The sequence below is a fragment of the Streptacidiphilus melanogenes genome, from assembly GCF_000787835.1.
Lineage (GTDB): Bacteria > Actinomycetota > Actinomycetes > Streptomycetales > Streptomycetaceae > Streptacidiphilus > Streptacidiphilus melanogenes.
The window spans coordinates 179594-191239 of the sequence record NZ_BBPP01000001.1 but is presented as its reverse complement, the minus strand read 5'-3'; the positions used below and the strand labels follow the sequence as shown (position 1 = coordinate 191239).

10 protein-coding genes are annotated in these 11646 nt (G+C 70.4%); 8 read left to right on the top strand and 2 right to left on the bottom strand.

Annotated features, from left to right (window positions below; genetic code table 11):
- Positions 1-51: 51 nt before the first annotated feature.
- Entirely contained in the window at positions 52-1023 is a 972-nt protein-coding gene (locus TR49_RS00855; RefSeq protein WP_042376008.1) for a COX15/CtaA family protein, read from the top strand.
- Positions 1024-1088: 65 nt separating this feature from the next.
- On the opposite strand, the gene TR49_RS00850 is transcribed toward TR49_RS00855, so the two are convergent.
- The gene (locus TR49_RS00850; RefSeq protein ID WP_042376007.1) at positions 1089-1415 is read right to left on the bottom strand and encodes a hypothetical protein; all 327 of its coding nucleotides are present in this window, start codon (positions 1413-1415) and stop codon (positions 1089-1091) included.
- A gap of 82 nt (positions 1416-1497) precedes the next feature.
- On the bottom strand, positions 1498-2439 hold the full coding sequence (locus tag TR49_RS00845; RefSeq protein WP_042376298.1) for a heme o synthase: 942 nt from the start codon (positions 2437-2439) through the stop codon (positions 1498-1500).
- Between the two features lie 292 nt (positions 2440-2731).
- Between TR49_RS00845 and tkt the strand changes: the two genes are divergently transcribed.
- The 7 genes from tkt (at position 2732) to TR49_RS00810 (ending at position 11639) form a co-directional block, all read left to right on the top strand.
- The gene (gene tkt / locus TR49_RS00840; protein WP_042376005.1) at positions 2732-4807 is read left to right on the top strand and encodes a transketolase; all 2076 of its coding nucleotides are present in this window, start codon (positions 2732-2734) and stop codon (positions 4805-4807) included.
- Between the two features lie 32 nt (positions 4808-4839).
- Complete coding sequence (gene tal, locus TR49_RS00835; RefSeq protein WP_042376004.1) at positions 4840-5958, top strand: transaldolase; 1119 nt, start codon at positions 4840-4842, stop codon at positions 5956-5958.
- A gap of 41 nt (positions 5959-5999) precedes the next feature.
- Entirely contained in the window at positions 6000-7550 is a 1551-nt protein-coding gene (gene zwf / locus TR49_RS00830; protein WP_236653177.1) for a glucose-6-phosphate dehydrogenase, read from the top strand.
- Positions 7547-8575: a glucose-6-phosphate dehydrogenase assembly protein OpcA gene (gene opcA / locus TR49_RS00825; RefSeq protein WP_042376002.1), complete on the top strand. Its 1029-nt coding sequence runs from the start codon at positions 7547-7549 to the stop codon at positions 8573-8575. Before zwf ends, opcA begins: the two co-directional genes overlap by 4 nt.
- Positions 8572-9351, top strand: coding sequence for a 6-phosphogluconolactonase (pgl, locus tag TR49_RS00820; RefSeq protein ID WP_268874042.1), 780 nt, complete (start codon positions 8572-8574; stop codon positions 9349-9351). The genes opcA and pgl overlap by 4 nt, the downstream gene beginning before the upstream one ends.
- A gap of 77 nt (positions 9352-9428) precedes the next feature.
- Positions 9429-10067 carry a GNAT family N-acetyltransferase gene (locus TR49_RS00815; protein WP_042375996.1) on the top strand — a complete coding sequence of 213 codons (639 nt, stop codon included), beginning with the start codon at positions 9429-9431 and terminating at the stop codon, positions 10065-10067.
- Between the two features lie 111 nt (positions 10068-10178).
- Complete coding sequence (locus TR49_RS00810) at positions 10179-11639, top strand: APC family permease (protein WP_236653155.1); 1461 nt, start codon at positions 10179-10181, stop codon at positions 11637-11639.
- Positions 11640-11646: the final 7 nt, after the last annotated feature.

The following is an 11646-nucleotide window of genomic DNA, read 5'->3' as shown; positions in this document are numbered from 1 at the left end:
TTTCGTGGGACGCGTCACCCCGGGCAAAGTTCAAGAAAAGCGACACCTACGATGGACGTCGTGCGTACCCCCTTCTCCTACCTCGCCGAGCGGGTGACCGTGCCGGACCAGTGGGTCCGCCGCGCGGCGCTGGCCACGCTGGTGTGCAGCGTGCTGATCATCGTGACGGGCGGCGCGGTCCGCCTCACGGGTTCGGGCCTCGGCTGCCCGACGTGGCCGACCTGCACCTCGACGACGCTCGCCCCGACGTCCGCCATGGGCGTGCACGGCGTCATCGAGTTCAGCAACCGCATGCTGACCGACGTCATCTGCATCGTCGTCGGCCTGGCGATCCTCGCCTCGCGGTGCGCCAAGCCGTGGCGCAAGGAGGTCACGCGCCTCGGGTGGTACCAGTTCTGGATCATCGTCGGCGACGCGGTCGTCGGCGGGATCACGGTGCTGACGCACCTGAACCCCTACGTGGTGTCCTGTCACTTCCTGCTGTCGATGCTGCAGATCCTCGCCTCGCTGGCGATGTGGCAGCGCACCCGGGAGGGTGACGGCGAGCCGGTCCGCACCGTCGGCCGCCCGATCATCCACGTGTCCCGCGTCACCGTCGCCATGACGGCCCTGCTGATCGCCGCCGGGACGCTGGTCACCGGCTCCGGTCCGCACCCGGGCGACAGCAGCGACGTCAAGCGCATGCCGTTCAACTGGGACAAGATCACCCAGTTCCACGCCGACTTCGCGATGATCTCCGTCGGCCTGGCCGTCGCCATGATCTTCGTGCTGCTGGCGGTGGACGCCCCGGCCGCGCCGCGCCGCCTGGCCAAGGAGTTCCTGGTCGTACTGCTGGCCCAGGGCGTGCTGGGCTTCGTCCAGTACTTCACGCACGTGCCCGAGCTGCTCGTCGGCATCCACATGCTCGGCGCGGCGCTGTGCTGGGTCGCCGTGCTGCGCCTGCACCTCTCGCTGCGTGTGCGGCCCCAGGTCGGCTCGCTGGACCGCCCGGCCGACATCGAGACGCTGGTCGCGACCGCCTGACCCGCGCGTACGACGGAGCCCCCGGCCAGTGGCCGGGGGCTCCGTCGTACGCGCGGGAGGATCGCTCAGATCTGGATGCCGGCCATCCGCTTCCACTCGTACGCGCCGGTCTTGACCTTCAGGCCCAACTCGCCCTCGAAGTTCTCGTGCCTGGTGACGCCCGCCAGCTCCACCGCACGCTCCGCGACGGCCACGGACGGGGCGACCTGGTCGCCCCACGCGCCGTCCGCGCCGACCAGCGCGATCCGGGTCGCGATCTTGCCGACGTACTCGACGACGCCGTCGGCGCTGCCACCGTGCGCGGCGGCGAAGGCCTTGACGTTCTTGGCGATGCGCTGCGCGCGCTTCTCGTCCTTCGGAGAGAGGACGGCGGTGGTCTCTTCGGTGGTCATAGCAGCAGATTACTCAGCGGTATGGCGACATACGACTGGGCCCCGATGTGCGTTATTGCACATCGGGGCCCAGAGCGAAGAACTACTTCAGGAACGGGTCGATCGCGATCTCGACGAACAGCAGCGTCAGATAGGTGATCGACCAGTGGAACAGCCGCATTTCCTTGAGCTTCGCGCCCACGATCCCGGCCTTGGCGCGGGCCAGCAGACCGTGCGCCTCCTTCAGCCACAGCGCCCCCAGCAGCACCGCCGTGACCGGGTAGACCACGCTGGTGTGGCCCAGCGGCCACAGCGTCAGCGACACCGCGACCATGACCCAGCTGTACGCGACGATCTGCTTGGCCACGGCCTCGTTCGTCGCGAGGACGGGCAGCATCGGCACGCCGGCGTTCGCGTAGTCGTCCTTCACCTTCATCGACAGCGGCCAGTAGTGAGGCGGCGTCCAGAAGAAGATGACAAGGAACAGCACGACCGGCGGCCAGGCCAGCGAGTTGGTGACGGCGGACCAGCCGATGAAGACCGGCATGCAGCCGGCGATCCCGCCCCAGACGATGTTCTGCGCCGTCCGGCGCTTGAGGCCCATCGTGTAGACGACGACGTAGAAGAGCAGCGCCGCCAGCGACAGCGCCGCGCTCAGCGGGTTGACCAGGGCCCAGAACCACAGCGTCGAGCCGATCGCGAGCGCGATGCCGAAGACCAGGGCCTCAGGCGGGGAGACCATGCCGGTCACCAGCGGGCGCCGCTCGGTGCGGGTCATCAGCGCGTCGATGTCGCGGTCGATGTACATGTTGAGCGCGTTGGCGCCACCGGCGGACAGGTAACCGCCGACGACCACCTCCAGCACCAGCAGCAGGTCGGGGACACCCCGCTGCGCCAGGAACATCACCGGAACGGTGGTGATCAGCAGCAGCTCGATGATCCGCGGCTTGGTCAGTGCGATGAAGGCCCCGAGGCGGGCCGTCAGCGGCCGATGCCCGGGGGTCCCCTCGACCAGACCGGCCGGACGGGATTCGACGGCGGTCACGAACACCCCTGGTTGATGAAGCTCAGCAGTACCACGCCACCTTAGACGCTCCATATCTCCGCTATTGCGGCGGGGGGCCGTGTCGGGACAAACGCCGTGTTCAGCAGGGTGAACGCGGAGCGAACAGCGCTCGCGCCCCGTAACCGGTCTGCCATGTTCAGCGGGAACGCACGCATCCATCAGCGGTAGGCTCGCGTCTGTAAAGAGGGTCAACGCACTGTGACAAGTAACCGCCGCCGTTGTCGGACTTGGCGCGAGTCGGAAGACGTTACGGAAGGAGCCCTGATTCAGGGTGAGCACGACGCCGAGTAACACCTTCGAATGGACCGAACTCGACCAGCGCGCGGTGGACACCGTGCGCGTTCTGGCGGCGGACGCGGTCCAGAAGGTCGGAAACGGTCACCCCGGCACGGCGATGAGCCTGGCCCCCGCCGCCTACCTGATCTACCAGCGCTTTCTGCGCCACGACCCGGCGGACGCGCAGTGGGTCGGCCGTGACCGCTTCGTGCTGTCGCCCGGCCACACCTCGCTCACGCTCTACATCCAGCTCTACCTGTCCGGCTACGGCCTGACCCTTGAGGACCTGGAGTCCTTCCGCACCTGGGGCTCGCTGACGCCGGGTCACCCCGAGCACGGTCACACCGTGGGCGTCGAGACCACCACCGGCCCGCTGGGCCAGGGTGTCGGCAACGCGGTCGGCATGGCCATGGCCAGCCGCTACGAGCGCGGCCTGTTCGACCCGGAGGCGCCCGAGGGCGCCTCTCCGTTCGACCAGACCATCTGGGCGATCGTCTCCGACGGCGACCTGGAGGAGGGCATCGCCTCCGAGGCCTCCTCGCTGGCCGGCCACCAGAAGCTGGGCAACCTCGTCTTCCTGTACGACGACAACCACATCTCCATCGAGGGCGACACCGAGACCGCGTTCTCCGAGGACGTCCTTCGGCGCTACGAGGCCTACGACTGGCACGTGCAGCGCATCGAGCCGTCCGCGAGCGGCGACATCGACGTCAAGGCCCTGAACGACGCGCTGACCGCCGCCAGGAACGAGACCGGCAAGCCGTCGATCATCGCGATGCGCACGATCATCGCCTGGCCGGCCCCGACCAAGCAGAACACCGAGGCGGCCCACGGCTCCGCGCTCGGCGCGGACGAGGTCGCCGCCACCAAGCGCGTGCTCGGCTTCGACCCGGAGCAGTCCTTCGTCGTCGAGCCGGAGGTGCTCGCGCACGCCCGCAAGGTGGGCGAGCGCGGCGCCGAGGCCCACGCCGAGTGGGAGAAGCAGCTCGCCGACTGGCGCACCGCCAACCCGGAGCGCGCCGCCCTCTTCGACCGCGTCCAGGCCGGCGCGCTGCCGGAGGGCTGGGAGCGGTCCGTCCCGGCCTTCGAGGTCGGCTCCTCCATCGCCACCCGCGCGGCGTCCGGCAAGGTGCTGCAGGGCCTGGGCAAGGTGCTGCCCGAGCTGTGGGGCGGCTCGGCCGACCTGGCCGGCTCGAACAACACCACCATCGACGCCTCCTCGTCGTTCCTCCCGGTCGGCAACCCGCTGCCGGAGGCGAGCCCGTACGGCCGCACGATCCACTTCGGCATCCGCGAGCACGCCATGGGCTCGGCGATGAACGGCATCGCGCTGCACGGGAACACCCGCGTCTACGGCGGGACGTTCCTGACCTTCTCCGACTACATGCGCGGTGCGGTCCGCCTGGCCGCGCTGATGAAGCTGCCGGTCACCTACGTGTGGACGCACGACTCCATCGGCCTCGGCGAGGACGGCCCGACCCACCAGCCGGTCGAGCACATGGCCGCGCTGCGCGCGATCCCTGGCCTGAACATGGTCCGCCCGGCCGACGCCAACGAGACCGCGGTGGCGTGGGAGGAGATCACCCGCCGCCACACCGCCGACCCGGCCCCGCACGGCCTGGCGCTGACCCGCCAGGGCGTCCCCACCTACGTCCGCAACGAGGACGCGGCCAAGGGCGGCTACGTCCACACCGAGGCCGAGGGCGGCACCGCGCAGGTCATCCTCATCGGCACCGGCTCCGAGCTCCAGCTCGCCGTCGCGGCCCGCGAGGCGCTCCAGGCCGAGGGCGTCCCGACCCGCGTGGTCTCGATGCCGTCCGTCGAGTGGTTCGACGAGCAGACCCAGGAGTACCGCGACAGCGTGCTGCCGCGGTCGGTCAAGGCGCGCGTGGCGGTCGAGGCCGGCATCGCGCTGACCTGGTACCGCTTCGTCGGCGACGCCGGCCGCATCGTCTCCCTGGAGCACTTCGGCGCCAGCGCCGACGCCAAGGTGCTCTTCCGCGAGTTCGGCTTCACCGCCGAGCACGTGGTCGCCGCCGCGAAGGAATCCCTGGCCGCCGCCGGTCGCTGAACCTTACGTATCGCAGAGGAAAGAGCTTCAAAATGACTGACTCCCTGGCGCGCCTCAGCGACGAAGGCGTGGCGATCTGGCTGGACGACCTGTCCCGCAAGCGGCTCACCTCCGGCAACCTGGCCGAGCTGGTCCGCGACAAGCACGTGGTGGGCGTGACGACCAATCCGTCGATCTTCCAGAAGGCGATCGGCTCCGGCGACGGCTACGAGGCCCAGCTGGCCGACCTGGCCGTGCGCGGCGTCACCGTCGACGAGGCCGTGCGGATGATGACCTCCGCCGACGTCCGCGACGCGGCCGACGTGCTGCGCCCGGTCTACGACGCGAGCAACGGGCGCGACGGCCGGGTCTCCATCGAGGTGGACCCGCGTCTGGCGCACGAGACGGCGCCGACCATCGCCGAGGCCAAGCAGCTGTGGTGGCTGGTCGACCGTCCGAACACCTTCATCAAGATCCCGGCCACGGTGGCGGGCCTGCCGGCCATCAGCGCCGTGCTGGGCGAGGGCATCAGCGTCAACGTCACGTTGATCTTCTCGCTGGACCGCTACAAGGCCGTCATGGACGCCTTCCTGACCGGTCTGGAGCAGGCCAAGGCCAACGGCCACGACCTCTCCACGATCGAGTCGGTCGCCTCCTTCTTCGTCTCCCGCGTGGACACGGAGATCGACAAGCGCCTGACGAAGATCGGCACCGAGGAGGCTCTGGCCCTCAAGGGCAAGGCGGCCATCGCCAACGCCCGCCTGGCCTACCAGGCGTACGAGGAGGTCTTCTCCTCCGACCGCTGGAAGGCGCTGGCCGCCGCAGGCGCCAAGCCCCAGCGTCCGCTGTGGGCCTCCACCGGCGTCAAGGACCCGAACTACGACGACACCATGTACGTCGTGGACCTGGTCGCCCCGGGCACGGTCAACACCATGCCGGAGGCCACCCTGGACGCCGTCGCCGACCACGGCGTGGTCAGCGGCGACACGGTGACGCCGAACTACGCCGACGCCAAGGCCGTGCTGGACCGGGTCGAGGCCCTCGGCATCTCCTACGACGACGTCGTCCAGGTGCTGGAGGACGAGGGCGTCGAGAAGTTCGAGATCTCCTGGAAGGAGTTGCTGGAGACCGTGCAGCAGTCCCTCGACGCGAAGGGTGGCGCGACGAAGTGACCGACCCCGCAGCGGTGTCCGACGACCCCGTCCTCGACGACGTGGCGCCGGAGAACTTCGGCGAGACCAATGTATGGATCAACCCGCTGCGTGACCCGGCGGACCGACGGCTCCCGCGTATCGCGGGGCCGTCGGGCCTGGTCATCTTCGGAGTCACCGGCGACCTGTCCCGCAAGAAGCTGATGCCGGCGATCTACGACCTGGCCAATCGCGGCCTGCTGCCGCCGGGCTTCTCGCTCGTCGGCTTCGCCCGCCGCGACTGGGAGGACGAGGACTTCGCCCAGGTCGTGCACGACTCCGTCAAGGAGCACTCGCGCACGCCCTTCCGCGAGGAGGTCTGGCAGCAGCTCGCCAAGGGCATGCGGTTCGTCCAGGGCGAGTTCGTCGACGACCAGGCCTTCGACAAGCTGCGCGAGACCATCGAGGAGCTCGACAAGGCGCAGGGGACGGGCGGCAACTTCGCCTTCTACCTCTCCGTCCCGCCGAAGTTCTTCCCGCAGGTGGTCCAGCAGCTCAAGGCCCACGGCCTGGCCGACCCGCCGAAGGGCTCCTGGCGCCGTGCCGTCATCGAGAAGCCGTTCGGTCACGACCTCGCCTCCGCGCAGGAGCTGAACAAGGTCGTGCACGAGGTCTTCCCGCGCGACGAGGTCTTCCGGATCGACCACTACCTGGGCAAGGAGACGGTCCAGAACATCCTGGCGCTGCGCTTCGCCAACGCGATGTTCGAGCCGATCTGGAACCGCGGCTACGTCGACCACGTGCAGATCACCATGGCCGAGGACATCGGCATCGGCGGTCGCGCCGGATACTACGACGGCATCGGCGCGGCCCGTGACGTCATCCAGAACCACCTGCTCCAGCTGATGGCGCTGACCGCGATGGAGGAGCCCGCCTCCTTCCACCCCAAGGCGCTGGTGGCGGAGAAGCTCAAGGTGCTGACCTCGGTCAAGATCCCCGACGACCTGGGCAAGCACACCGTGCGGGCGCAGTACGCGCACGGCTGGCAGGGCGGCGAGGAGGTGCCGGGCTACCTGGAGGAGGAGGGGATCAACCCCAAGTCCAAGACCGACACCTTCGCCGCCATCAAGCTGGAGATCAACAACCGCCGCTGGGCGGGCGTGCCGTTCTACCTGCGCACCGGCAAGCGGCTGGGCCGCCGGGTCACCGAGATCGCGGTCGTCTTCCAGCGGGCCCCCTACCTGCCTTTCGACGCCGCGGCGACGGAGGAGCTGGGCCAGAACGCGCTGGTCATCCGCGTCCAGCCGGACGAGGGCGTGACGGTGCGCTTCGGCTCCAAGGTGCCGGGCACCTCCATGGAGGTGCGGGACGTGACGATGGACTTCGCCTACGGCGAGTCCTTCACCGAGTCCAGCCCGGAGGCCTACGAGCGGCTGATCCTGGACGTGCTGCTCGGGGACGCCAACCTGTTCCCGCGCCACCAGGAGGTCGAGGAGTCCTGGCGGATCCTGGACCCGATCGAGAAGTACTGGGACGCCCACGGCAAGCCCGCACAGTACGAGGCCGGCACCTGGGGCCCGGCCGAGGCGGACGAGATGCTCGCACGAGACGGCAGGAGCTGGCGCCGGCCATGAAGATCGATCTCACCGACACCACCTCCAGCAAGATCAACGCGACGTTGATCGACGCCCGCCGCGCCATCGGCACGGCGACCGTCGGCATGGTGCTCACCCTCGTCATCGTCACCGACGAGGGCAGCGCCTACGACGCGCTCAAGGCCGCCTCCGACGCGTCGCGCGAGCACCCTTCGCGCATCCTGGCCGTGATCAAGCGTCCGGGGCGCTCGCCCCGGGCACGGTCCCAGGCGCGTCTGGACGCCGAGGTCCGGGTCGGCTCCGACTCGGGCACCGGCGAGACGGTGGTGCTGCGGCTCCACGGCGAGCTGGCCGCGCAGGCGCAGTCGGTCGTGCTGCCGCTGCTGCTGCCGGACGCGCCGGTCGTGGTCTGGTGGCCGGAGAACGCGCCGGTCAACCCCGAGAAGGACCCGCTCGGCACGCTGGCCCAGCGCCGGATCACCGACGCCGTCGCGGCGGAGAGCCCGGTCGAGCAGCTGGCCACGCGGGCCGCGTCCTACGCGCCCGGCGACACCGACCTGGCCTGGACCCGGATCACCCCGTGGCGTTCGATGCTCGCCGCGGCCCTGGACCAGAAGCACGTCCGCGTCGACTCGGCGACGGTCGAGGGCGAGTCCGACAACCCCTCCACCGAGCTGCTGGCCCTGTGGCTGGCGGAGCGGCTGAAGATCAAGGTCGAGCGCAAGGTCAGCGAGGGCCCCGGCATCACGGCCGTGCGGATGCACACCGTGGACGGCGACGTCTGCCTGGACCGCCCCGACGGCCTGCTGGCCAAGCTGTCCATGCCCGGCCAGCCGGACCGGATGGTCGCGCTCAAGCGGCGCGAGACCTCGGAGCTCATCGCCGAGGAGCTGCGCCGCCTGGACCCGGACCTGATCTACGCGTCGGCGGTGCGCTACGGCGTGGAGAACCTCCACTCCGCCTCGTCCGTCCGCGAGGTCGTCGAGGCCCCGGAGGCGGCCACCGCTCCCACTTCGTCCAAGACGGCGAAGAAGACCGCTTCGCCCTCGCGGACGCGGAAGTGACGCCGCAGCTGGTCGTCCACCGCGACAAGGAGCTGATGGCCCTTGCCGCGGCGGCACGGCTGATCACCCGGATCGTGGACGCCCAGTCCGCGCGCGGCTCCGCCTCGGTGGTGCTGACGGGCGGGCGGAACGGCAACGCGCTGCTCGCGGCCGTCGCCTCCTCCCCGGCCCGGGACGCGATCGACTGGTCCCGGCTGGACCTGTGGTGGGGCGACGAGCGGTTCCTGCCGGAGGGCGACCCTGAGCGCAACTACACCCAGGCGCGCGACGAGCTGCTCGACGCGGTGCCGCTGGACCCGGCGCGGGTGCACCCGATGCCGGCCTCCGGCGGCGCGTTCGGCGACGACGCTGAGGCGGCGGCCGCCGCCTACGCGCGGGAGCTGGCCAAGGCCGCGTCGCCGACCGACCGAGTGGCGGTGCCGAGCTTCGACGTGCTGCTGCTCGGCGTCGGGCCGGACACGCACGTGGCCTCGCTCTTCCCGGAGCACCCGGGCGTGCGGGAGACCGAGCTCACCGTCGTCGGCGTCCGCGGCGCGCCCAAGCCGCCGCCGACCCGCGTCTCGCTCACCCTCCCGGCGATCCGCAACGCCCGCGAGGTCTGGCTGCTGGCCGCCGGCGACGACAAGGCCGACGCCGTCGCCCTGGCCCTCTCGGGCCCCGGCCCGATCCAGGCCCCGGCCTCCGGGGCGACCGGCCGCCAGCGCACCCTCTGGCTCCTGGACCGCGCGGCAGCGTCCAGGATCCCGCCCCAGCTCTACCCGCCGGACGTCGCGTAGGACGACGGCTGTCCGACCGCAGGGGGACCGGTTCTGACCGGTCCCCCTGCGGCGTTTCCGGCCTAGACTGCTCCCCCATGGGAGAGGTGACGGTACGTCAGGCAATCGGGGCGGACCTGGCCGGGCTCGTGGGCGTGCTGGCGCGCGCGTTCTACGAGGACCCGCAGTTCCTGTGGTCGCTGCCGGACCAGCGGGGCCGGCTGCGGCGGATTGAGCGGATCTTCGACACCATCCTGCGTCACGAGGCGCTGCGGCACGGCACGGTGCAGCTCGCCGAGGACGATGCGGGGACGACCCTGGGCGGTGCGGTCTGGCTGCCGCCGCACCACTGGCGGGACCCGCTGAGCCGGCAGCTGATCACCGCGCCCGGCTTCCTGCGCGGGTACGGCCGGCGGATCGGGTACGGCAACGCCTTCCAGGGGGCCTGCTGGAAGGCGCACCCGCGCGAGCCGCACTGGTACCTGTACATCCTCGGCGTGGAGCCCGACCTCCAGGGCCGGGGCGTCGGCGCCGCGCTGCTCCGGGCCGGGTTGGAGCGTTCCGACGCGGCCGGACTGCCCGCCTACCTGGAGTCCAGCAACCTGGCCAACGTGCCCCTCTACCAGCACTTCGGCTTCACCGTCACGGGGAGGCTGGCCCTGCCGCCGGGCGCGCCGGAGATCCCGACGATGTGGCGGCCCGTCGACAAGGTGTCAGGGATGCGGACAGACAGCTGACGGGGTGCGAACTGCCCTGACCGGCGAAAAGACGGAGATAATCCTTCCGCTCGTCTGTTCATCGCTTGCTAGATCGGGGTGGGAATGCCACCGACCGCCGCAGTTCCGGCCGTGACGTCTCTGCCCTCGCCCCGCCGGGTGAAGCTGATGCCCCTGGTGGCGCTGATCTTCTTCAGCGTCTCCGGCGGCGCCTACGGCGTCGAAGGGCTGTTCTCCACCTCCGGGCCCGGGATGGGCCTGCTGCTGATCGTGCTCACGCCGCTGATCTACAGCATTCCGCATGCGCTGGTCTGCGCGGAGCTCGGCACCGCGATCCCCGTCGACGGCGGCTTCTACCACTGGGTCCGCCGCGGACTGGGCGACTTCTGGGGCTTCCAGCAGGGCGTGTTGCGCTGGCTGTGCAGCTTTGTCGACATGGCGGTCTATCCGGTGCTGTTCACCAGCTACCTGCAGTCCATGGCCGCCTGGGTCGCCCCCGGCCGACACGTGCTGTTCACCGTCGGCCACTTCGCCTTCGACCTGAACTGGTTCATCTGCCTCGCCGTCATCGCGGTCTTCACGCTGGTCAACCTGATGGGCGCGGCCTGGGTCGGCGACTCCAGCGTGCTGTTCGCGATCGTCTGCCTCACCCCGATGCTGCTGCTCAGCGTCGTCGGCTTCGTGCACCTGCTCGCCCACGGCACCGACCCGGTGGGGGCGATGACGAGCGCCCCTGGCCAGTCGATGTGGAACGCCTCCGGCGCCGGACTGTTCCTGGCCATGTGGAACTACAGCGGCTGGGACAGCGTGTCGACCGTCGCCGGCGAGATGGAGAACCCGCGCAAGCACCTGCCCAAGGCCCTCGCCGTCTCCGTCGTGCTCATCGCCGTCGGCTACCTGCTGCCCTCCCTCGCCTCCCTCGCCGTCGGCGCGGACGGCCCGGCCGGCTGGAAGAACTGGGACAGCGGTTCCTTCTCCGACGTCGCCAAGGCCCTCGCCGGACCCTGGCTGCAGATCACCGTCACCGTCGGCGGCATGTTCGCCTCGGTGGCGATGTTCTCCGCGCTGCTCGCCTCCAACGCCCGCCTGCCCTTCGTCCTCGCGGAGGACGGCTACTTCCCGCAGTGGGTCGCCAGGCGCAGCGCCCGGCGTCAGGTACCGGTGGTCTCCATCGTCGGTTCGTCGGTGATCTACGCGCTGTTCTGCCTCAGCAGCTTCAGCAACCTGATCATCGTGGACGTCTTCCTGACCAACATCTCCCTGCTGCTCCAGGTCGCCGCGCTGATCGCGCTGCGGATCCGCGAGCCGGAGCTGGAGCGTCCCTACCGCATCCCCGGCGGCGCGCTCTCGCTCTCCCTGATCACGCTGAGCCTGACCGGCGTGTGTGCCTGGGCGGCCTGGCAGCAGTACGTACAGAACGGCACGCAGGCGGTGACGTACTGCCTCTTCGCCGTGGGCGGCTCGACGCTGCTGTACTTCCCGCTGGCCTGGCGCAGGCGGCGCAACGCGGCTGCGGCACCGTCGGCCGACGTGGACACCGGCGCGGAGACCGGCGCGGAGACCGTGCGGGAGCCGGAGACGGTGTCGCTCTGACCGCGGC